The 20,550-nt window shown below is 59.8% G+C and carries 22 protein-coding genes and 1 riboswitch; of the genes, 9 read left to right on the top strand and 13 right to left on the bottom strand.

Going from position 1 to position 20,550, the window contains the following annotated elements; translation table 11 throughout:
- Window positions 1-7 precede the first annotated feature (7 nt).
- The gene (locus WC811_RS08410) at window positions 8-643 is read right to left on the bottom strand and encodes an ABC transporter substrate-binding protein (RefSeq protein WP_372642995.1); all 636 of its coding nucleotides are present in this window, start codon (window positions 641-643) and stop codon (window positions 8-10) included.
- Between the two features lie 245 nt (window positions 644-888).
- On the opposite strand from WC811_RS08410, the gene dxs reads away from it, so the two are divergent.
- Window positions 889-2,823 (top strand): 1-deoxy-D-xylulose-5-phosphate synthase, encoded by a 1,935-nt coding sequence (gene dxs, locus WC811_RS08405; RefSeq protein ID WP_372642993.1) that lies wholly within the window; start codon window positions 889-891, stop codon window positions 2,821-2,823.
- A 373-nt stretch (window positions 2,824-3,196) separates the two neighbouring features.
- Here dxs and WC811_RS08400 read toward each other — a convergent pair whose 3' ends face one another.
- Together WC811_RS08400 and WC811_RS08395 are read right to left on the bottom strand one after the other, a co-directional pair.
- Window positions 3,197-3,475 carry a hypothetical protein gene (locus WC811_RS08400; RefSeq protein WP_372642990.1) on the bottom strand — a complete coding sequence of 93 codons (279 nt, stop codon included), beginning with the start codon at window positions 3,473-3,475 and terminating at the stop codon, window positions 3,197-3,199.
- Window positions 3,476-3,685: 210 nt separating this feature from the next.
- Window positions 3,686-4,237, bottom strand: a complete 552-nt coding sequence (locus WC811_RS08395; RefSeq protein WP_372642988.1) for a carboxymuconolactone decarboxylase family protein — start codon at window positions 4,235-4,237, stop codon at window positions 3,686-3,688.
- Window positions 4,238-4,353: 116 nt separating this feature from the next.
- Here WC811_RS08395 and WC811_RS08390 point away from each other — a divergent pair, with 116 nt between their 5' ends.
- A complete protein-coding gene (locus WC811_RS08390) occupies window positions 4,354-5,274 on the top strand; it encodes a LysR family transcriptional regulator (RefSeq protein WP_372642985.1) in 921 nt (306 codons plus the stop codon).
- Between the two features lie 4 nt (window positions 5,275-5,278).
- On the opposite strand, the gene WC811_RS08385 is transcribed toward WC811_RS08390, so the two are convergent.
- From WC811_RS08385 to WC811_RS08370, 4 genes are all read right to left on the bottom strand, one after another.
- The gene (locus tag WC811_RS08385; protein ID WP_372642983.1) at window positions 5,279-5,716 is read right to left on the bottom strand and encodes a hypothetical protein; all 438 of its coding nucleotides are present in this window, start codon (window positions 5,714-5,716) and stop codon (window positions 5,279-5,281) included.
- A gap of 146 nt (window positions 5,717-5,862) precedes the next feature.
- Window positions 5,863-6,732, bottom strand: a complete 870-nt coding sequence (locus WC811_RS08380) for a DUF1289 domain-containing protein (protein WP_372642980.1) — start codon at window positions 6,730-6,732, stop codon at window positions 5,863-5,865.
- Window positions 6,733-6,802: 70 nt separating this feature from the next.
- Window positions 6,803-7,516, bottom strand: a complete 714-nt coding sequence (locus WC811_RS08375; RefSeq protein WP_372642977.1) for a CbtA family protein — start codon at window positions 7,514-7,516, stop codon at window positions 6,803-6,805.
- A gap of 21 nt (window positions 7,517-7,537) precedes the next feature.
- The gene (locus tag WC811_RS08370; protein ID WP_372642975.1) at window positions 7,538-7,747 is read right to left on the bottom strand and encodes a CbtB-domain containing protein; all 210 of its coding nucleotides are present in this window, start codon (window positions 7,745-7,747) and stop codon (window positions 7,538-7,540) included.
- A 37-nt stretch (window positions 7,748-7,784) separates the two neighbouring features.
- A riboswitch (cobalamin riboswitch) is annotated at window positions 7,785-7,936 on the bottom strand.
- Between the two features lie 15 nt (window positions 7,937-7,951).
- On the opposite strand from WC811_RS08370, the gene WC811_RS08365 reads away from it, so the two are divergent.
- The 3 genes from WC811_RS08365 to WC811_RS08355 all read left to right on the top strand — a co-directional run bounded on the left by WC811_RS08365 (window position 7,952) and on the right by WC811_RS08355 (window position 11,154).
- Entirely contained in the window at window positions 7,952-8,512 is a 561-nt protein-coding gene (locus WC811_RS08365; protein ID WP_372642972.1) for a histidine phosphatase family protein, read from the top strand.
- Between the two features lie 235 nt (window positions 8,513-8,747).
- Window positions 8,748-10,469 (top strand): pyrroloquinoline quinone-dependent dehydrogenase, encoded by a 1,722-nt coding sequence (locus tag WC811_RS08360; protein ID WP_372642970.1) that lies wholly within the window; start codon window positions 8,748-8,750, stop codon window positions 10,467-10,469.
- Between the two features lie 85 nt (window positions 10,470-10,554).
- Window positions 10,555-11,154 carry a cytochrome c gene (locus WC811_RS08355; protein WP_372642966.1) on the top strand — a complete coding sequence of 200 codons (600 nt, stop codon included), beginning with the start codon at window positions 10,555-10,557 and terminating at the stop codon, window positions 11,152-11,154.
- Between the two features lie 15 nt (window positions 11,155-11,169).
- Here WC811_RS08355 and WC811_RS08350 read toward each other — a convergent pair whose 3' ends face one another.
- Together WC811_RS08350 and WC811_RS08345 are read right to left on the bottom strand one after the other, a co-directional pair.
- Entirely contained in the window at window positions 11,170-12,099 is a 930-nt protein-coding gene (locus WC811_RS08350; RefSeq protein ID WP_372642963.1) for an ankyrin repeat domain-containing protein, read from the bottom strand.
- Between the two features lie 90 nt (window positions 12,100-12,189).
- Window positions 12,190-13,362, bottom strand: coding sequence for a nickel/cobalt transporter (locus tag WC811_RS08345; protein ID WP_372642959.1), 1,173 nt, complete (start codon window positions 13,360-13,362; stop codon window positions 12,190-12,192).
- 105 nt (window positions 13,363-13,467) lie between these two features.
- Here WC811_RS08345 and WC811_RS08340 point away from each other — a divergent pair, with 105 nt between their 5' ends.
- Window positions 13,468-14,031 (top strand): hypothetical protein, encoded by a 564-nt coding sequence (locus tag WC811_RS08340; RefSeq protein WP_372642957.1) that lies wholly within the window; start codon window positions 13,468-13,470, stop codon window positions 14,029-14,031.
- A 72-nt stretch (window positions 14,032-14,103) separates the two neighbouring features.
- On the opposite strand, the gene WC811_RS08335 is transcribed toward WC811_RS08340, so the two are convergent.
- From WC811_RS08335 to WC811_RS08320, 4 genes are read right to left on the bottom strand one after another with little or no spacing between them, the layout of a single operon-like run.
- A complete protein-coding gene (locus WC811_RS08335; protein ID WP_372642955.1) occupies window positions 14,104-15,003 on the bottom strand; it encodes a metal ABC transporter solute-binding protein, Zn/Mn family in 900 nt (299 codons plus the stop codon).
- 14 nt (window positions 15,004-15,017) lie between these two features.
- A complete protein-coding gene (locus WC811_RS08330; protein ID WP_372642952.1) occupies window positions 15,018-15,890 on the bottom strand; it encodes a metal ABC transporter permease in 873 nt (290 codons plus the stop codon).
- Entirely contained in the window at window positions 15,887-16,639 is a 753-nt protein-coding gene (locus WC811_RS08325; RefSeq protein WP_372642949.1) for a metal ABC transporter ATP-binding protein, read from the bottom strand. Before WC811_RS08325 ends, WC811_RS08330 begins: the two co-directional genes overlap by 4 nt.
- Window positions 16,636-16,761, bottom strand: a complete 126-nt coding sequence (locus WC811_RS08320; protein WP_372642946.1) for a hypothetical protein — start codon at window positions 16,759-16,761, stop codon at window positions 16,636-16,638. The genes WC811_RS08325 and WC811_RS08320 overlap by 4 nt, the downstream gene beginning before the upstream one ends.
- A 392-nt stretch (window positions 16,762-17,153) precedes the next feature.
- On the opposite strand from WC811_RS08320, the gene efeU reads away from it, so the two are divergent.
- From efeU to efeB, 3 genes are read left to right on the top strand one after another with little or no spacing between them, the layout of a single operon-like run.
- Window positions 17,154-18,008 (top strand): iron uptake transporter permease EfeU, encoded by an 855-nt coding sequence (gene efeU, locus WC811_RS08315; protein ID WP_372642943.1) that lies wholly within the window; start codon window positions 17,154-17,156, stop codon window positions 18,006-18,008.
- Entirely contained in the window at window positions 17,995-19,200 is a 1,206-nt protein-coding gene (efeO, locus tag WC811_RS08310) for an iron uptake system protein EfeO (RefSeq protein ID WP_372642940.1), read from the top strand. The genes efeU and efeO overlap by 14 nt, the downstream gene beginning before the upstream one ends.
- The gene (efeB, locus tag WC811_RS08305; protein ID WP_372642937.1) at window positions 19,190-20,521 is read left to right on the top strand and encodes an iron uptake transporter deferrochelatase/peroxidase subunit; all 1,332 of its coding nucleotides are present in this window, start codon (window positions 19,190-19,192) and stop codon (window positions 20,519-20,521) included. The genes efeO and efeB overlap by 11 nt, the downstream gene beginning before the upstream one ends.
- Window positions 20,522-20,550 lie beyond the last annotated feature (29 nt).

Genomic DNA, 20,550 nt, shown 5'->3' with positions numbered 1-20,550 from the left:
CCGTCCCTCAGCTCCCCGAGAGAAGCTTGTCCCCCTGCTTCTTGAGCGACGCGATGAGCGCATCGGGTCCGCCCGATTTCAAAATTGTGGAAAACTCCGCGCGACGGCTCGCGAGTTCGCTGATCGTGCCATCGAGATAAATGTCGACGATCTTCCAATCCGGTCCCGATTTCCGCATCAAATAGTTGATCGCGACGGGCTTGCCGTTGCTCTGAATGATCTGAGTCTTGACCATCTTGTCTGCAGTTCCGCGGTTGGAAATCTCGACAATTTGGAAAGATTCGCCGGAAAATCCGTCGAAGCGCTTTGCGTAAGTCGCAATCATCATGCGCCGGAACGAAGTGATGATCTCCTCCTGCTGCGCGGGCGGCAGCGAACTCCAACCCTGGCCGACGGCGAGACGCGCCATCAAAGCGGTGTCGTAGGTCTTAGCCAATACCGGCGAGAGCGCCTGATACCGTCCCTGCACACCCAATGACTGAGCCTGCTTCATCGTGCCGAGAAGTGCTGCATTAAGGCTGCCGATTGTTGCTTCCGGCGTATCGGCGGCCTGCGCAACAGCAAGCGACGTCGTCGAGACTGATGCCATGAGAAAAACTGCGAACGATGCCCCAAGCGTGTGCAATTTCCTGATCGGGACCATTGCCCCTCCCTTAAACTGTTCGAAAATGAAAACTTGCCCCGCCGATATTAGCGTTTCGGCTATAAGGCCTTAGGCAGACACGATGGCGGTATTTAGCCGACCGAGACTCCTATTTGTGAGGCTTGGATGCAACACGTCCCCGCAGAGTCTGACCCGCGCGGTATGTTCCATTTTTTGCGCCGTGTCATGAGTTCATAGTCTACTATCGAGCCAGGACTCGAGCAGTACTTGGGGGAGTTCGGACAATGGATGCAAGGGTTGCTCGCCTGTCCAAAACACCGCTTTTGGATCAGGTCGTTACACCGGACGATCTAAAGCAACTGTCCGAAAGCGAACTTCCGCAACTCGCGGCGGAACTTCGCACTGAACTGATCGACGCCGTTTCGCAGACGGGCGGCCACCTGGGCGCCGGGCTCGGCGTCGTCGAACTGACGGTCGCTTTGCACTATCTCTTCGACACGCCGCGCGATCGGCTGATCTGGGACGTCAGTCACCAGACCTATCCGCATAAGATTTTGACGGGCCGCCGCGATCGCATCCGCACGCTCCGTCAGCCGGGAGGCCTTTCCGGTTTCACCAAGCGCACCGAAAGCGAATACGATCCTTTCGGCGCCGCGCATTCCTCGACGTCCATCTCCGCCGGCCTCGGCATGGCGGTGGCCCGCGAAATGTCGGGCGGCTCGAACAACGTCATTGCCGTGATCGGCGACGGCGCGATGAGCGCGGGCATGGCCTATGAGGCGATGAACAATGCCGGCGCTCGCAGCGAGCGGTTGATCGTCATTCTCAATGATAATGATATGTCGATCGCGCCGCCGACGGGTGCGTTGTCGTCCTATCTCGCCCGGGCGACATCGAGCGATTCCTATCTCTACGTCCGCGACCTCGCTAAGCAGCTTGCGAAGCGCCTGCCGAAAAGCTGGGAGCAACGCGCGGCGCGCGTCGAGGAATACACCCGCAATCTTTGGCACGGCGGTGCTTGGTTCGAAGAACTGGGCTTCTATTACATCGGCCCGATCGATGGACACGATCTCAGCCAACTCGTTCCGGTCTTGAGGAATGTTCGCGACGCCGAGCAGGGACCAATTCTCGTTCACGTCGTGACGCAGAAGGGTAAGGGCTACGCGCCCGCCGAAGCATCGCCCGACAAGTATCATGGTGTCGCGAAGTTCAACGTCGTGACAGGCGTGCAGGCCAAGACCCCGGCGTCGGCGCCGTCATACACGCGCGTGTTTGCCGACAGTCTCATCGCCGAAGCCAAGAAGGACGACAAGATCGTCGCTATTACGGCTGCAATGCCCGACGGTACGGGCCTCGACGTCTTCGGCCGCGCATTCCCGGATCGCACGTTCGATGTCGGCATCGCCGAGCAACACGCCGTGACCTTCGCGGCCGGACTCGCGACGGAAGGCATGAAGCCGTTCTGCGCGCTCTATTCCACGTTCCTGCAGCGAGGCTACGATCAGGTCGTCCACGACGTCGCCCTTCAAAGCCTGCCGGTACGTTTCGCAATCGACCGCGCCGGGTTCGTCGGTGCCGACGGCGCGACGCACGCCGGGTCGTTCGACCTCGCGTACCTCGGTTGCCTGCCCAATATGGTCATCATGGCCCCGGCGGACGAAGCTGAACTGAAGCACATGGTCGCGACCGCTGCGGCGATCGACGACCGTCCGAGCGCCTTCCGTTATCCGCGCGGCGAGGGCACGGGCGTCGAGATGCCCGAAGTCGGCGTGCCTCTCGAAATCGGCAAAGGCCGTATTCTGCGCGAAGGATCGACAATCGCGCTGCTATCGCTCGGCACACGGCTGCAGGAAACGCTGAAAGCCGCCGATCAGTTGGCGGCGCTGGGCCTGTCGGCAACGGTGGCCGATGCCCGCTTCATGAAGCCGCTCGATACCGATCTCATCCGCAATCTGGCCGAAAACCACGATGTCCTCGTCACCATCGAAGAGGGCTCGGTTGGCGGCTTCGGCAGCCACGTACTCCACTACCTCGCGGAAAACGGCCTGCTCGACCGCGGCCTCAAGGTCCGTTCAAAGGTCATGCCGGACGTGTTCGTCGATCAGGACAAGCCCGAAGTCATGAACCAGCGCGCTGGCCTTTCGGCCCAGGGCATCGTCGATACTGTCCGCGATGCGCTTCAACTTGATGGGGCGAGAGCTGCGCGCGGCCGCGCCTGACAAATGCGCTGCTGTCGTCGTGACGTTCGTCACAAGATCGGCAGCGCTTCCGACTATTTTTTCGGAGACTTGCTCTTCTGGTCGTCATCGTCTCCCGCAATCACTTTGCGACATTCGGGGCTGAGACGACTGATATTCTTATTCAGACATGCGACGATCTTGTCCTCACTGGGAATGTCCCAAAAACAGAGGCTCAGAACGTCAGATGTGCATGCCGACTGTTCGTCCGCCGTTCCGCTATGAGCAAACGACGCGCGTGATCCAGCGATCAAGATCGCTCCAGTCGTGAGGCAGACGGCCACCGCCGCTCCAATTCGAAATTTTCGTCGCACAGTTCGAACCTCGCGGGATCGGTTTTTGAGAAGCATCGACTTCAGCTCTTTTCGCGCGATTTCGATTTCGGCGAATCCCCCTTCATCACCGCCCGGCACGCCGGGCTGAGCTTCGCCATGTTCTTGTTCAAGCAGGCGACAATACGGTCTTCGCTTGGGATCTGGGCGGAGCACAGCCGGAAGACGTCCGGCGTGCAGGCCTGCTGCTCATCGGCTGTTCCGCTGTGCGCGAAACACGCCTGCGCGTCGGCAAACATGAGAACCGCGAACAGCGTCCCCGTCGATGCCGCGCGCAAAATCGAAGTCGTTCCGGTTTTCACATTCGCTCGCTGTGTAAATGGGTGAAACGATAATCTATCTTTTGGGGATATGGCCATTCCCGATGGTGAGACTAAGGCATGCCCGCCATCATCCACCGGCTCGCCGTTCTCGATGGGCGACTCGCGCCGGTCCCATTTAAGTTAACGCGTCGCGCGCTAGCCAAAAGAAATTGCCGCAGTCCCATCCGGCCTGCGGCGATTTTCGTGGGTTCAGGCGCGGTGACCCGGCGTGACGACGGGAAAATCGATATCCGTCCTGACCGCCTCATTGAGAAAGTTCGTCCAGAAATTCAGCGCCACATGTTGGATGATCTCGATAATCTGCCCATCGTCGTATCCGGCTGCTTTCACGGCTGCAAAATCCGCGTCATTGATGTGACCGCGCTCTTGCACCACTTTTGTGGCGAAGCGGACAGCCGCGTCGGCCTTCGGATCGTTCGAAGCGCCATTGCGATTGGCCGTGATTTCAGCGTCGTCCAGCTTCGCGAGATTTCGCGCGAGGTAGGTATGCGCCGACAGGCAATAGCTGCACCCATTGACCTCCGCGACAGCCAGAGCAATGCGCTCACGCGTCTGGGGCGGCAGTTTCCCCTTGGAAAGAGCGCCTGAAAGACTGAGGTACCCCTCAAGGGCCGCCGGGCTATTGGAGATCAAACGAAACATATTGGGAACGACGCCGAGTTGCTTGTTGACGGCTTCCAGGAGCGGCTGCGACGCGGCTGGGGCGTCTGCGATTGTGGCGGGCGTTGCGATGCGTGACATCGGTCAATTCCTCTCTAGTCAGGCCAGGATCGGCCAGCGCCGTTGAACTAAGCCCTTTCATTTTTGCGAAATAGACGCGATTATCGGCAGGCGCCCTACCGGAATTTGAGAGATAAATGGACCGCTTCGACTCCATGTCCGTTCTTCTCGCGGCTGTCGATGCGGGTAGCTTGTCCGCCGGCGCCCGCCGGCTCGGCATGCCGCTCGCGACCGTGAGCCGGAAAGTTTCGGAACTCGAAGCCCACCTTCACACGCGTCTGTTGAATAGGGGCAGCCGCCGATTAGAGCTGACCGACGCCGGACAGTCGTACGTCGCCTCGTGCCGCAAAATCCTCGAAGACGTGGTCGAAGCCGAACGCGCCGCCTCCGGAGAATATCGCGCGCCGAGAGGCGAACTGGTGGTCACCGCGCCGATCGTTTTCGGCCGGCTGCATGTGCTGCCGATCGTCGGCGCCTTTCTGAAAGCTTACCCGGAAATCGACGTCCGCATCACGCTGGCCGACCGCGTCGTGAACATCCTCGAAGAGCACGTCGACGTCGCGCTTCGGATTGGCGATCTACCGGATAGCAGCCTCGTCGCAGCGCGTCTCGGATCGATCCGTCGAGTCGTCTGCGCCAGCCCCGGCTATCTTGAAGCACGCGGAACACCTGTGACTCCCAATGATCTCGGATCGCACGACTGCATCACATTCGAAGGGCTGATGTCGCCGCGCGCATGGACGTTCTGGAGCAATGGAGCGCCGCAATCGGTCGCCATTCACTCGCGGCTCGTCGTCAATACCGCCGAAGCGGCTATCGATATGGCTGTTGCGGGCGTTGGGATTACGCGGGTGCTATCCTACCAGGTCGCCGCGCCGCTCGCTGACGGCAAACTCGAGATCGTGCTGGAGTCATTTGAGCCGTTACCGGTTCCGGTAAGCCTCGTCCATGCGGGCAACGGCCTTCTGCCGCTGAAGCTCAGGGCCTTTCTGGACTTCGCGACGCCTCGAATAAAGGCGGCGCTGACTAAGACCAGTCAGCCCGCCGACCGCGCTTAGAAAGTCACGGATTGGTTGCAGGCGGGCTGGGCGGTGCCGCCTCAGGCAACGGCGCGGAGGGTGTCGGCTCGGCTGGAGGCGCCTCTGCTGTCGGCGCTGGCGCTGCTGGCGGAGCCGCGCTCTCCTCGGTTGCCGACGAACGAACCTCACACAGCGTCGAAGAATCGAGCGAAGCCTTGTTCATGAACGCCCAATTGGCGAACGCGACATAGCAGACCGCAACCGTTTCCTGCTTCTGCAGCGTGACGACGACATTGTCCGTTTTGACCTTCTCCGTGACTCTCTTGGCAACCTCGAGAGGAATGAGCGTTACGGATTTGACCTCGAAACCTTTGCCAACCAGCGCGGTGAACGAAGATTGCAGCCGATCGTCCGCCGATGCCGGCGCCGAAATCAAAGCCGCCGCGGCAGCGAACACGAGTCCAAGGCTAATGCTGCGCATCCGGTCCTCTCTCTGGTTATCGAAGCCCAAACTAATCGTCGAAAACGTCACTACTACGGCGCTGGTGGGCTCTCAACCCGGCAACGCGCCGTGCGGCCCAAGACCTGGGGACAAGACATCTTTTCCGGCGCAGCAGGCCGATTTGCCTATGTTTTATTGGGATAAAAGATCGCAACAGGCGCTGCGTAATCGGGCGGCGAGAGGCCCGCCGCAATCTCTTCCCCGGACTTCAGAAATTCCGGCAAAAAATGCGTACGCGCGCCGGCGGGCGACAGCTCGCCGGGGAGAGGGATTTTCGTGAACACTTCAATCCGCGCCGCCGCGCTTTCGACGACGCGGTGCGGGCCGACGTCAACCAGTTTGCTTTGAATGAGCGGCATGGCTTGCGACCAGTGGCGGCCGTCATTGTCGGAGAGCATCGAGACGAGGACCTCGTCCCCGGTGCGGACGCAAAAGCGGGTGTACTGGCGGCCGATTCCCATGTCGAACAATTGCTCGTTGCGCTGGGCCTCGTCGATCGCGGCAGTGTCGGGGCCAAGCGATCGCAGTCCGGCGGCCGACGCTAGCCCCGCGCGGCCACGCGGGAGGCCTAGCACGATCGGGCCGCCGTCATTAAACGCAAAGGCTCGAACCTTCTCCGTTAGGAAAAGGCGCAATGAAGCATCGCTTCGCCGCGCTGTAAGCACGCCACCATCGATGTCGACGCGAATGGTTTGCTCGCTTCGCGAGGGAAATTCCGCGATTGCGCCCGGCGCACCCACAACCCAGGTGCCGCTGCCGGCTTCTATACCCTCCGCGACCCAATCGACGAGCTCGTCTCGGATCATTGGCAGCAAACGAACGCGGACCGAAAGAGCCGCGAGCCGCTCAGGGAGCTTTTCCCAAAGGGCATCTCGTTGGCTCTCGCTCATCGCGATCCAGTCGCCGATTTCGGGGCCAGTGCGGCCGCATCCCAGACAAAAGCCGGTGGCCTCATCGAGCTTGCAAATGCCGATGCAGGGAGAATGTCGCGCCACGTCTAGATGAACCTTCCGTCGACGGCCGATGCCAGACCACCAATGGCGGTCCGGCAAAGGAGGTTCGACGCTAATGCGCTTCTTTCGTGCGCGCTCTCTCAAGAGAGGCACCGAAGATCAGCGCGATTGCTGTCCAAAGAATGCCCTGAATTCCGAACGAAACGATACGGAAATTCCAAAGCAGATCGGCAGGGAAGCCTCCCGGAACCTCGTTGATCGGCGGCAGCATGTATCCCGCGATCGACGCCAAGACGATGTAGACGGCGGCCCCGATCAACGTCGCGTTCAACGTTCCGAACTTGGCAACGAACTGCCGTCCTGCGCTGATCGCGATTGCCAAAGCCGCAAGTGAAAACGCGATCATCCCGAAGTAGAGCTGGGTTCGAAGACCTATCGTTTCCGGCGAACCCACCGAGGGAGGGTTAGCGGGATACTTGAGATTTGGAACGACGTAGATGGCCATGAACCCGAGCGCCGCCACGATCAAGGTGGCGGTGCGCGGTGGCAATTGGACAAGCCGGCCATTTACGAAAGCAAAGGCGAGTGCAAAGAGGCCGCCCATTGCGGCTCCAACAACAGTAACGCCCGTGAACAAGCCAATACTTGCTTGAACCGCACGACTGACGATTTCTGGCTCTTCAGGCTCGCCCTTGGCTTTCGCCATCTGCTCTTCGAATCCGATAGCACGGTCGACCTGCGGTTCACCGAAGACCTTGGCGAAGCCGAATGCCAAAAAGCCAGCGAGAAGCCCGGCAAGCATGCCGCGCAGCAATAAATTTCCCATCGATGCAAATCTCCGCTGAGCTTAATGGCAAGGAAAGCCGAGGAGATGGCGGCCGTCATGCACGAATTCATGCACGTACATGCCGTTGAACATCGCCATTGCTCCTTCTTCGACGCCGATGAAATACATGGCGATAAGGCACAATAATCCGGCGAAGACTGCCCAGGGTAGAATTTCGCGAACAGGGATAGGCGCGGTGAAACCGCCTTGCGCAGTAGAAGAGTAAGTCATGGAAAGTGCCTCCGTGGGATTACGCGTCCCGTTTCAAGCTGTGCTCTGATCACAAGGAGGGTCTGACTTTCGATGGACGCTTAAAGCGACCCGCGATTACAGTGGCGCGACCGTTCCGGATTTTCACCGGCTTCCTGCCCGCGATGATGCACAACTCACCATAGGGCGGCCCCGAAGTTTGTCAACGCGAGCAATTAAGCGAATATGCCGCCACGCCTAACATTGGTTGCCAACGCATCGACCCCGGCGGTGAGGGCCGCGGCCTTCCCCTTGGACGAGGGGCTTGACGACTACGGACGAAGGGATGCGGCAGCGATGGCCGCCGAATTCCGAAACTCGGTGGTCGTCCTCTCAAGCCCGGCGAAACGTGCGCTCGAGACGGCAGCTGCCTTGGGGCTCGATCCAGAAATCGATGCTTCTCTCCGCGATCTCGATCTCGGCAGCTGGGCGGGCCGCACGTTGAATAGCGTCGCAGAGTCCGACCCGGACGCTTTGTCGAGTTGGCTTTCCGATCCAGAGTCTGCGCCCCATGGCGGCGAAACCGTCGAGGGACTTTTCGCGCGAATTTCCATCTGGCTGCAGACCATGTCGGCGCGCGAAGAACGCATCGTTGCCGTCACGCATCCGGCAGTCATTCGCGTTGCAATATTGGCTGCGATTCACGCCGGTCCGGCCTCGTTCTGGAATATCGACATCGCGCCGCTCTCGGTCGTCGAACTGACATCGAATGGCCGGCGCTGGGCGCTCAAATCTATAAGGAATTGAAAACTTGGCGGCGTCCCTGCCGCGTGCCGGACAATTCCCATACATTTAATTTCGAATTATCCGGCGGCGAAGTGTCTCGGAATGCATAAGAGAACAATAGCTTCGATACTTTGGAAAATATGACCCTATTGCCGGGAAAAATTGGCAGGCGCACTATAAGTGCTGTAAAGGTGCGGTTCGTTCCCCCCTAGCCGACATCGGCGGCCGGCCCGAACTTCCAGTAAGCGAGGACAACATGGTCAGTAAAAGAAGCAGCCACGCGCACGCGGCGGCTCTTGCGGCATTGCTCGCGTTTTCGGCATCCGCCGCCGTCAGCGCCCAAGAAATCGAGCACAAATCGAAAGAGGCCGTTCAGGGCGCGCCAGCGCCGACAGTCACGCAAGAAGAACTGACGAACGCCGGGAAGGACATCAAGCAGTTCCTTCATACCAACGGCAATTACGACCAGACGCGCTATTATCTCGGCAAGCAGATCAATACCGGCAACGTGACCAAGCTTCGCCCGGCCTGGATCTTCCAGATGGATGTGAAAGAGTCCCTCGAGACGACGCCGATCATCGTCGGCAACGTCATGTACGTCACGACCTCGTTCGATCACGTCTACGCGCTCAACGCCAAGACGGGCGAGCAATATTGGCACTACAAACACAAGATGGGTCCGATCACGACCTATTGCTGCGGCCCGAACAATCGCGGCGCTGCAGTCTACGACGACAAGGTCTATATCGCGACGCTCGACGCCAAGCTCGTCGCCCTCGACGCCAAAACCGGCAGTTTGGTCTGGGAGACGGAAATCGCCGACCCCGAAGACGGCTATAGCGAAACGATGGCGCCGACTGCCGTCAACGGCAAGATCATCATCGGCACGAACGGCGGTGAATACGGTATTCGCGGTTTCATTCGCGCCTACGACGCAAAAACCGGCAAACAAATTTGGAATTTCGACACGACGCCGGAAAACTCGGTCGGCGTGTGGGCAACCAAAGATGCCACCGGCAAGGATTTGCACCGTGATATCGAGGCTGAAAAAGCCCAGCTCGCCAAGACGGGCGATCCCTACAAGACGCTTGGCGGCGGCGTTTGGCAGAACCCCGCAGTCGATCTGAAGCTCAATCGCATCTTCTTCGTGGTCGGCAACCCATCGCCCGACCTCGACGGCTCGCTCCGCCCCGGCGACAACCTCTACACCGACTCCCTTGTGTCGCTCGATCTCGACACCGGCAAATACGTTTGCCATCTCCAGTACATCCCGCATGACGTGTGGGATTTCGATTCCGTGAGCCCGCCGATCCTCGTCGACGTCAAGGATAAGGACGGCAAGGTCATTCCCGGCGTCATCCACGGCGGCAAGACCGGCTTCGTCTACGTCCACGACCGCAAGGACTGCAGCCTGATCCGCTTCTCCGAACCGATGGTCGCGCAGGAAAACATGTGGACCCTGCCGACAGCCGAGGGTGCTCGCATGCTTCCGGGGGCAAACGGCGGCGTCGAGTGGTCGCCGATGGCGGTCAACCCGAAGCTCGCGCTGACGTATGCCGTCAACCTGCATCAGCCGATGACCTATCAGGTGCAGTCGAGCCCCTATCCCGATGGCAAGCTGTGGCTCGGCGGCGCTTTCAAGGTGATCCCGACCGAAGCGTCCTTCGGCAACGTCACGGCGGTTAACTACGACACCGGCAAGATCAAATGGCAGGTGAAGACTCCGGAGCCGATGATGGGTGGCCCGCTGACGACGGCTGGCGACCTTGTCTTCGCCGGCGAAGCCAATGGCTGGTTCCGCGCCTACAACGCTGAGAGCGGCAAGGTTCTTTGGTCGTTCCAATGCGGCGCCGGAGTCAACGCGCCGCCGGCAGCCTACGCACTCGACGGCAAAGAGTATGTGGTCGTCGGCGCTGGCGGAAACACGCAAATCGACTTCAAGCGCGGCAACAATATCATTGCCTTTACGCTGAACTGATAGCGTAATCGAAAGACAAATTGGAAGGAGCGCTCTGTGCTCCTTTCTCATTTTCCATCGCAGATCGACGACCGGGAGTTTCGACATGCGGCACGCAGGAATTTTGGTTGGGTTGCTCGCAGCCGCAATCTCACTCGCCGGAAATCCGGCATCCGCCGACACCATCGACGACAAGGTCCAGATTTGCGCCGGATGCCACGGCGAGAATGGCATTCCGCAGGAAAAGACCACGCCGATCATCTGGGGCCAGAACCAGGGCTATCTCTATATCGAGCTCCGCGACTTTAAGGGCGGCGCCCGCAAGAACGATCAGATGTCGGCGATCGCCGCCGATCTGAGCAAAGACGACATGAAAGCGCTGGCCGCGCATTTCGCCGGTTTGAAATGGCCGAACCTGGCGCAGCCATCGCCATCGAAAGACATCACCAAGCACGCCCTCACGGTGATCGGTTCGATCGGCTGCACGTCGTGCCATCTCGATCAGTATCAGGGCGATAGCTCAACACCGCGACTCGCAGGCCAGCAGAGCGGCTATCTCCTGAAAACGATGACTGATTTTCGTGACCATTCGCGCGCCAACAATCCCGGCATGTCGGATCTCATGAACGCGGCGCAGCCCGCCGATCTCGATCCGATTGCGCAGTGCCTCGCAAGTCTGACGGTTATCGGCGGCGACGGTCAGTAGAAACTTCGCGCAGCGTCAGCCGACCGCGAGCTTTTTTCGCAATTCGTCATTGGCCGCCAAGTCGGCCGCCGTTTTTCCGGACTTGTCTCGCAAGCTTCGATCGGCGCCCTGTGCAAGCAGCACATCGACAGCCTTCTCGTGCCCGAGCGAAGCTGCGATCATCAGCGCCGAGCGCCCGCGGTTGTCTTGATCGTTGAGACGCGCGCCGCGCTTGATCAGGAGAGTCACGACATCGCCGACGTCGCTCGAACCGGCGCCATCCTCATGCCCCGCAGCCCACATCAACGCAGTCAGGTCATTGCCGTAGCGCTGGTTGACGTCGATGGCGTGATCGAGAAGAACACCGGCGACCTTCGCAAATCCGCGCGCGACCGCATAGCAGAGCGGACCCTTGCCGGTCGCGTCCGTGCGCTTGGGATCGGCGCCCTTATCGAGAAGCAGCCGCACGAGCGTTTCATTGCCCATGTATGCCGCAGCCTCGATCGGCGTGAGGCCGCTTCGCCCCGGCAGGTTGATATCGGCGCCGTGCGCGACAAGGGCTTGGACGGTCTGTTGATTGTCCTGTTCGGTGGCCACGTACAGCGCCGTCGAGCCGTCGAGATCACGCGCATTGATGGCAGCGCCACGCGCGATGAACAGTTCGACGATGTCATTATTTCCAGCCCTTGCCGCGTGGGTGAGCGGCATCGCGCCTTGGCGGTCTCTTGAGCCGAGCGAAGCCCCGTCGTCGAGAAGGCGGCGAGCGAGGGTCATGCATCCCTTGTCCGCAGCGGCGGAGAGCGCGGCGTTGCTCTCCAACGGACCGGCACTCGCTTTGATCTGGTCGTAATGCTGATCCTGTTCTTGGCAGACACGCACCTTGGCGACAGCCGCGTTCGTCGCCGCGAAGATGCAGAATGCCGAGCCGAGCACGGCGGCGGCCTGAGAGCGAAGAATGCCGGTCAAGTGTGGGCTCCTTTGTCGGGACCTATGTTTAACCCGACAAACGGCCGGATTTCCACATCTATGGAAATCCACTCGCGTAATGGCAGCCGGTTAAAATGGCCGCGTATCGTGGAAAGACGCGAAGAAGAAGACGGTTCCAAGCACGAATACGGCAGCGGAACTTACGATGCTTGCGCTGCGCGCGACGAAGTTACCCCACCGGCTTTCCGCGCCGGCGAGCGCGATCGCGAGGTTGCGCGACCCGACCGAAATGGCGGCGAGGGCGGATACTGTCAATGCCGTTCCGAACGCCATCGCAAACGTCGCCAGAATTCCGGCCCAGATCAATCCCTGCGTGGCGGCGAAGATAATGACGAGCAACGCTCCGGTGCATGGCCGGATGCCGATCGAAAACGATATCGCGAGCGCCCGGCTCCACGTCAGCTTGCTTGTAAGTTCTTCCGGTCCCGGTAAGTGCGCGTGCCCGCAGTGCTCGTCATGAACGTGGCCCGAACCATGATCGTGGTCGTGATCATGGGAATGATCGTGCCCGTCTGATGCAGATGCGATGTGCGCATCGTGGTCATGATCGTGGTTGTGCGCATGATCATGAAGATCGTGCGCTTTTGTTGCCGCGCCGCGCCGCGCGAACATCGGCCAAAGCTGCTTGAACATCAGCCAAGCCCCGACGACGGCTACCGCGCCCCAGCTGAGTGTTTCAAGCCAGCCTTCGGCCCACTTCGTCTGCAGCCCGGTGGCCAGCGCCGCGGCGTAAAGTCCGCCAATCAGCACAATTGCCGACAGCGCTTGGATAAGCGACGATAGAAACGCGAGGAATATTCCGCGCCGAAGCGTCTCCTTGTCCGCCAGCATGTAGGATGAGATCACCGCCTTGCCATGCCCCGGACCGACGGCGTGAAGGATGCCGTAGATGAAGCTTGCGACAACAAGTCCGCCCGTCGCCGCGGCAACGTTGGTGGTCGATTTGAGATTGCGCACCGCGCCCGTCATATTCTGCGTGAGGCGATGCTGCTCGAACATGAGAATGGACCAGGCGCTATCGATGACGCGCGTCACGATGGAGGTATCGCGAGCTGGCGGGGCTTGCATTGCGCCCGTCAATCCGAACGGAGATTTTATGCCGGCAGGGGCTTCCGTGGCGGCTTGTGCGACAACACCGAACGACATCATCAAAACGGCAAACCCGGCGGCGCAGGCCACCATCAATCCGGACCATCGGCCGCGCCGACGATCGACCGTTTGGCCTCGGTTTAAATGTCCCATGGAAGTCCCCGGAAAGCGCTGCGCGATGCAACTCTGGCTGCTTGAATCGTATGTTATATTATTGAATATACGCGGTACGATTATGACCGCAGGGAGGCGGCTGATATGCTTCCCGGATTGGTCGTGGTCGCATGCACCGGAGAATGGACGATCGCCGATATGAAATTTTCGAAACGACTCGCGCGCCTCTGCCTCATCGCACCAATCCTTGCCCTGGCCGGAGTTTCAGATAGCGGCCCGACCGCGGAGGAATATATCGGCTATACGAATGGAAGCGCCCGTCTGGTGCCGGTCGGCCAGCTCAAGCTGAAAGACTATCGTATCCAGTGCGGAGCGCGTCCGACTGTGATCGATGACAAGCTCGACGACTACGGCGCCGCCTATCCCGGCTTCATCATTCTCAACACGCGGCTTCTCGACAAGCTGCCACGGGCGGTCGAGCTTTGGATCTACTCGCATGAGTGCGGGCATCAGTTCCGTGGCCCGGATGAGCAAACCGCCGACTGCTTCGGCGTCCAGAGAGGCCGCCGCGAAGGCTGGCTCAACGAAGATGGATTGAACCAAGTCTGCGATTTCATCGGCGCGGCCAAGGGTGACAATATGCACTTCGCAGGTCCGCACCGTTGTGAAGCGATGCGCGCCTGCTACAGCGATCCTGACGTCCATTAAGAGGTCAAACGCAATCGCGGCGAGCCCCGTGAGACTCGCCGCGAAATTACTTAGTGAAATGCGCCGCGCGGATCAGGTTCCGGCGAATGCTTTCGAGATCTGCTCGACATTGTAGTGGAACATCTTGGTGTAGGTCGGCGCCGGGCCGTCAGCCTTCGACAACGATTCCACGTAAAGCTCGCCACCCGGCTGCGCGCCGGTTGCTTTCGCGATTTGCTCGACGAGCCGCGAGTCGTTGGAGTTTTCGAAGAAGTACGTTTTGACCTTCTCCGTCTTGATTTGATCGATCAACTTCGCGACGTCGGCGGCCGATGCTTCGGTTTCCGTCGAAAGCCCGACAGGCGAAAGAAACTGCACGCCATATTCTCTGCCGAAGTAACCGAAGGCGTCGTGGCTCGTCAGGATCTTGCGCCTGTCCTTCGGAACGGTTTCGAGGACCGACTTCGCATAGGTGTTGAGATCGTCGAGTTCCTTGGAATACTTGGTGGCGTTCGCCTTGAAGTCGGCGGCATCCGCCGGATCCGCGGCGGCGAGCGCCTTCTCGATGTTGGCGACCCAGATCTTGACGTTGACCGGGCTGTTCCAGACATGCGGATCGGTAACAGTCTTGCCATCTTCTTCCATCTTCCTCGTCTTGATGCCCTTAGAAACGACGTAAGGCGTGCCGCCATAACCGGACGCAGTAACCAGCTTTTCGAACCAGGTCTCCAGTCCCTCGCCGCTGAGGAACGTGATGTCGGCTTCTTTCAGCGACTTCGCATCGTTCGGCGACGGCTCGAATTCGTGTGGGTCGCCGTCTGGCGGGACGAGGCTTTTCACGTTGATATGATCTCCGCCGACTTGCTTCACGACGTCGGCCAGCACGGTGAAGCTCGCCACGGCATTGAGCGTCTTGGCGGAAGCGGCCCCGGCGAATCCCACGCCAGCGGCTGTCGATGCCAAAAATCCCAAGAGCAAGTTCGTAACTCTCATGATCGATCTCCTGTTTATGCTTTAAAGTGACGACGTGGATAGAAACGCTGCGCCAAGCCTGAGGGGCTCAGAAGCAATGACGCGACGTAGATGCAGCTTGCCGTCAGGATGATCGTCGGGCCTGACGCCAACGCGAAATGGAACGACGCGACGAGGCCGAGATATCCCGAGATAGCCGCGGTAACGGCGGCGACCGCGAACATCGCTGGCAATGTCGTCGCCCAGAGCCGTGCAACTGCGGCGGGCAGCATCATCAGGCCGACGGCCATGAGCGTTCCGAGCGCTTCGAAGCTTGCGACGAGATTGAGAACGACGAGCAAAAGAAAGAGGAAGTGGAAGAGCGAGCCATGTCCGCCGACGGCCCGTAGAAATCCGGGATCGAAGCATTCCGCGACGAGGGGCCGATAGACGACCGCCAGAATGACGATCGTGAGAGATGCAATTCCGCCTACGAGATAAAGCGCCTTCGCATCGATGGCGAGGATGGTTCCAAACAAGACGTGCAGCAGATCGATGTTCGAACCGCGCAGCGAAACGATCAGCACCCCGAGAGCGAGAGACGTCAAATAAAAGCTTGCGAAGCTTGCGTCCTCGCGAAGTGCCGTCGTCCGGCTGATGACGCCCGAAAGCAGCGCGATGCTGAGGCCCGCCACCAGTCCGCCGAGGCCCATCGCCGGAAGCGAGAGGCCGCCCGCGATCAGGAATCCTACCGCTGCGCCAGGGAGAATGGCGTGGCTCATGGCATCGCCCATGAGGCTCATCCGTCGCAGCATCAAGAGCACGCCGACCGGAGCCGAGCCGAGCGCGAGGCCGAAACATGCGACAAGCGCCCGGCGCATGAATCCGTAGTCGACGAACGGCGAGATGAAGATGGCGTGCAGAGTCATGCGACGGCCGCATCCGGAACGCAAACCTCGGCGCCTTCGTCCCAGCTTTCCGCCATGGTGCGAGCGCGCAGCAAATTCCGCGAGGACATCGCGACTTCGGTCGGACCCCAACCGATTGCCTCGCGCGCGAGAAGCAGCGTCTCTGGGAAATGCGCCCTGACCTGATCGAAATCGTGGAGAACCGCGATGATCGTCCGCCCTTCCTTGTGCCAACGGCAAACGATATCCAGAAGATCTCGCGTGGTGCGTGCGTCGATCGCGGTAAATGGTTCGTCGAGAACGATGATCTTCGCGTCTTGCAGCAGAAGGCGCGCAAAAAGCACGCGCTGGAATTGCCCGGCGGAGAGTGAGCCGATCGTGCGGCCGCCGAATCCGCTCAGTCCGACAGCCGCCAAAGCATCTCGTGCTTTCGTCGACGTCGCGATGTCGACGCAACCGAACGCGCCGCTCCGGCGCCAGGCGCCGAGCATCACAGTATCGGCGACACTCATCGGAAATTGACGATCGATTTCGGCGGCCTGCGGCAGATAACCGAAATCGGATGCCGACAATCCGCCGCGAACGATGGTGCCTTCCGCCAGCGGAAGTTCGCCCATGATCGCCTTCAACAGGGTCGACTTGCCGGCGCCGTTCGGACCAGCGATCGCGGTCATGCTACCTTCGTCGAAGGTTCCGGATAAGTGATGCACGGCAGGATGGCGCGCGTAGGCGACAGTTACGTCGTCAAGCTTGATCACGGGCTGCCTCATGCGAGCGCCACCGCCCAATGGATTGCGATCCAGAGCGCCACGAGAATGAGGCAAACACCCAGAAGCCGCATGTAGGCTGGCTGTGACATCAGGGAGCGCTGAAACGGGTCGTGGTTCGTCATGATAAGAAGCCATATGCGAATTGAATAAAACGTATAATATAACATTTTATGCGAGATGACTATGGCCGAATTGCGTGCCTCGCGTCGCAGCGGTTAAGCCAACGCAGGAAAGTAGGCTGATGGCGGGACGGCGTTTGAATCCGACGCGCGCGTTTTCGCAAATTTAGAACGGTTCGATTTCGAGCATAAAAGTCGAGCGCGGCGCGTCGCCAGCTTGTTAAGAAAATCAAAAGCCTAACGACGCCTGGGCGGCGGCTACCGACGAAAGGCGAACATTGCCAAAAATTGATTTTGATCAAGAACAGTTGCGACATATGGAAACTTGATTACAGAAGTCAAGTTTCCTATCTCCGTCATCATCACTCTCAGAAATCAAGCGAGGGGAAGAGAGCGTGCTCGCCCCATTTTTGATCATGCTTCGCGAAGGCATCGAAGCAGCGCTCATCACCGGAATTGTCGCGACCTATCTCGCTCAGACGGGACGAGCCGAATGGATGCCGGCTGTTTGGGTGGGCGTGTTGCTCGCCGTGGCCGTTTCGCTTTTCGCGGGCGCTGGCCTTCTCTTTGTGAGCGCCGAGTTTCCGCAGAAAGCCCAGGAATTATTCGAGGCGCTCGTCGGATTTATCGCCGTCGCTGTGCTCATCTCGATGGTTTTCTGGATGCGAAAGGCCGCCCGGTCGATTAAGTCCGAGCTCCAGCACTCGGTCGAAGAAGCGCTCGCCTCGTCGCATGGCGGGACGTGGGGCCTGATTTGCTTGGTGTTCTTCGCGGTCGCGCGCGAGGGGCTCGAGTCGGTCTTCTTCCTGCTTGCGATCTTTCAGCAGAGCGATGGCATCGCCGCACCTTTAGGCGCGCTCGCAGGGATCGCAATGGCGGTGGCGGTCGGCCTGATCATTTATGTCGGCGGCGTCCGGCTCGATCTGCGTCGGTTCTTTCAGTGGACCGGCATATTCATCATTTTCGTTGCCGCCGGCATTCTCGCGGCTTCGGTCGGAGCGCTGCACGAAGCCGGCATTTGGAATGGTCTGCAGCAGCCCGCCTACGACATGAGCGCGGTCCTGCCAATCTCAAGCGTGCTTGGAACCATTCTATCTGGTGTCTTCAGCTACCAGGAAAATCCGACGATCGGCGAAGTCATTGTCTACATCGCATTCCTTGTGGTCGTTCTCTATCTCTACCTCCGGCCTGTCCGCTCGGACGGCGCATCCGTGAAAGCCTACCAGGAAAATAAAAATGTCCGCGCCTGATGCCGGCAAAGGGAAGCCCTCGGCCCCTTCGTCTCGCTTGATGTATCTTGGTGTCGCCGGAGCCGCGGGGCTCGTGCTCGTCGCCGGAGTAGCCTTCTACGTCGCTACTTTGAAGAACCACCACGAAAAGGCGGTTGCCGCGATTCCCGTGACCGTCACCTCGAAAGCCTGCGAACCGAACACGTTCTCCGTTCCCGCCGGCGAGAGAACATTTGAGATTTCCAACAAGTCGGAACGCCCCGTTGAATGGGAGATTCTCGAAGGCGTGATGGTTGTGGCGGAGCGCGAGAATATCGCGCCGGGCTTTAAGCAGACATTGAAGGTGCGCTTGGCGCCGGGCGATTATGAAGTCACCTGCGGTCTTCTTTCCAATCCGCGCGGAACCCTGCATGTCACGCCGTCGGAAGAGGCGCGCGCGCAGTCGGCGCACACAACAATGCGCAATTTCCTCGGACCGCTCTCGGAGTACAAATTCTATCTCGGGCGTCAGAGCGCTGCCGCTATACGCACCGCGAAAGAACTCGACGATGCGATCAAGGCCGGCGACCTTGCCAAGGCCCAGGCGCTCTATATTGCCGCCCGGCAGCCCTACAAGCGCATCGAGCCGGTCGTTTATCGTTTTTCCGATTTGCAGAACACGATTGATCCGGTTGCCGACTATTTCGAGAAGCGCGAGAACGATCCGGCGTTTCTCGGTTATCACCGCATCGAGCGCGGACTCTTTGCGACCAAGAGCGTCGATGGACTAGCGCCCGTCGCCGATCGGCTCGTCGCCGATTTGACGACCCTCGACGAGCGTCTCAAAGCCATGAAGATGACGCCCGATGTTCTCATCGACAGCTCCGGCAATTTCGCGACGCAGCTTTCGCGCGACCGCCTTCCTGTCGGGGAGAACCGTTTCGTCGAGACCGACCTTTCCGATCTCGAGGCTAATCTCGAAGGCATAGGCAAGATCGTCGGACTCCTGCAGCCGGTCGTAAAGCCGGTCAATCCGGAACTCGCGCAAAAAATCGATACGGCTTTCCGCTCCGCGGAAAATGAAGTCGCCAAGCAAAAGAGCGACTCGGGAGCAGCAACCCAAACGTCAAACGGCGTGGACCAGCGCAAAGAGCTGGCGGCGGCCTTCGCAAATCTCGCGGACGCACTCAACGGATTGCCGTCCGCTATAGGGATTGATTCCAATGGCACATGATCGAAAGTCCACGCCGGACGAACGAGTCGCTTTAAGCGCGGACCGCCGCAAGCTTCTGCTCGGTCTCGGCGTCGCCGCTGGTAGCGCGTGGGCGTCGAGCTTGGTCGCCGAGAACGCCGTCGCAGATGCCAAGCAGGTCACCGACGCGCCCGCAAGCCACCGCGCCGACGTTGAGCAAAGCGTCCCGTTCTATGGCGTGCATCAGGCGGGCATCGTGACGGCGCGTCCCGCCAACGGCATGCTTGTGGCCTTCGACGTCATTGCCGATACGCCGGCTGATTTCGACGGGATGCTGCGCAAGCTGACCGAGCGCATCGTATTCCTGACGCAAGGCGGCAAGCCGGCGGCGCTTGATCCGAAGCTACCGCCCGCCGATTCCGGCATCCTCGGGCCTGATGTGCTTCCCGATAACCTGACCATCACGGTCGGTCTCGGTGACTCGCTATTCGACACGCGCCCGTGGCTCAAGCCGTTGAAGCCCCGCCATCTCCAGCGCATGACTCAATTCAAGAACGATGCGCTCGAAGCCGAGTGCTGCCACGGCGATTTGTCGTTGCAGTTTTGCTCGAACACCGCCGACACGAATATCCACGCGCTGCGCGACATTCTGAAAAACATGCCGGAATATCTCCTCCCGCGCTGGAAGCAGGAGGGCAGCGTTCCGACCATTCTGCCGGATGCTGACGGCAAGGTGCAAAGCGCGCGAAACTTTCTTGGCTTTCGCGATGGTTCTGCCAACCCCCATTCCGGCGATACGGCGCTGATGGATGAGATCGTATGGGTCGGCAAGGGCCACGACGAACCCGAATGGGCGGTGGGCGGAACCTATCAGGCCGTCCGTATCATTCGTAATTTCGTCGAGCGTTGGGACCGCACCCCGCTCGGAGAACAGGAACGCATTATCGGCCGAGAGAAAATGTCCGGCGCGCCGATGGACGGCACAACGGAAACTGATGTTCCCAATTACGCAAAGGATCCTGAAGGGAGAATCACACGTCTAGATGCGCACATCAGGCTCGCCAATCCGCGCACGCCTGAATCACATAAGAATCTTATGCTTCGTCGGCCGTTCAATTATTCCAGCGGCATCACGAAGAACGGACAGCTCGATCAAGGGCTGCTGTTCATTGCCTACCAATCAGACCTCGAAAGAGGGTTCATTGCCGTGCAGACGCGGCTCGATGGCGAGCCGTTAGAGGAATACATCAAGCCAATTGGTGGTGGTTATTTCTTCGTTCTTCCAGGGGCGCGGGAAGCTGGTGACTATCTGGGCCAAGAGTTGGCCAAGGCCGCGGCGGCGGTACCGCCAACACGATCCTAAAACCCCATAGAACGGAGAGACGACCAATG

Source organism: Hyphomicrobium sp., assembly GCF_041659645.1.
Taxonomy (GTDB): Bacteria; Pseudomonadota; Alphaproteobacteria; order Rhizobiales; family Hyphomicrobiaceae; genus Hyphomicrobium_B.
This window is presented reverse-complemented; position numbering and strand designations above follow the sequence as displayed.

Bases quoted from the DNA above. Each gene is read 5' to 3' on its own strand.
- WC811_RS08410 (WP_372642995.1), bottom strand. From the start codon at position 643: ATGGTCCCGATCAGGAAATTGCACACGCTTGGGGCATCGTTCGCAGTT.
- dxs (WP_372642993.1), top strand. From the start codon at position 889: ATGGATGCAAGGGTTGCTCGCCTGTCCAAAACACCGCTTTTGGATCAG.
- WC811_RS08395 (WP_372642988.1), bottom strand. From the start codon at position 4,237: ATGTCACGCATCGCAACGCCCGCCACAATCGCAGACGCCCCAGCCGCG.
- WC811_RS08390 (WP_372642985.1), top strand. From the start codon at position 4,354: ATGGACCGCTTCGACTCCATGTCCGTTCTTCTCGCGGCTGTCGATGCG.
- WC811_RS08385 (WP_372642983.1), bottom strand. From the start codon at position 5,716: ATGCGCAGCATTAGCCTTGGACTCGTGTTCGCTGCCGCGGCGGCTTTG.
- WC811_RS08375 (WP_372642977.1), bottom strand. From the start codon at position 7,516: ATGGGAAATTTATTGCTGCGCGGCATGCTTGCCGGGCTTCTCGCTGGC.
- WC811_RS08370 (WP_372642975.1), bottom strand. From the start codon at position 7,747: ATGACTTACTCTTCTACTGCGCAAGGCGGTTTCACCGCGCCTATCCCT.
- WC811_RS08365 (WP_372642972.1), top strand. From the start codon at position 7,952: ATGCCGCCACGCCTAACATTGGTTGCCAACGCATCGACCCCGGCGGTG.
- WC811_RS08360 (WP_372642970.1), top strand. From the start codon at position 8,748: ATGGTCAGTAAAAGAAGCAGCCACGCGCACGCGGCGGCTCTTGCGGCA.
- WC811_RS08355 (WP_372642966.1), top strand. From the start codon at position 10,555: ATGCGGCACGCAGGAATTTTGGTTGGGTTGCTCGCAGCCGCAATCTCA.
- WC811_RS08345 (WP_372642959.1), bottom strand. From the start codon at position 13,362: ATGGGACATTTAAACCGAGGCCAAACGGTCGATCGTCGGCGCGGCCGA.
- WC811_RS08340 (WP_372642957.1), top strand. From the start codon at position 13,468: ATGCTTCCCGGATTGGTCGTGGTCGCATGCACCGGAGAATGGACGATC.
- WC811_RS08335 (WP_372642955.1), bottom strand. From the start codon at position 15,003: ATGAGAGTTACGAACTTGCTCTTGGGATTTTTGGCATCGACAGCCGCT.
- WC811_RS08330 (WP_372642952.1), bottom strand. From the start codon at position 15,890: ATGACTCTGCACGCCATCTTCATCTCGCCGTTCGTCGACTACGGATTC.
- WC811_RS08325 (WP_372642949.1), bottom strand. From the start codon at position 16,639: ATGAGGCAGCCCGTGATCAAGCTTGACGACGTAACTGTCGCCTACGCG.
- WC811_RS08320 (WP_372642946.1), bottom strand. From the start codon at position 16,761: ATGACGAACCACGACCCGTTTCAGCGCTCCCTGATGTCACAGCCAGCC.
- efeO (WP_372642940.1), top strand. From the start codon at position 17,995: ATGTCCGCGCCTGATGCCGGCAAAGGGAAGCCCTCGGCCCCTTCGTCT.
- efeB (WP_372642937.1), top strand. From the start codon at position 19,190: ATGGCACATGATCGAAAGTCCACGCCGGACGAACGAGTCGCTTTAAGC.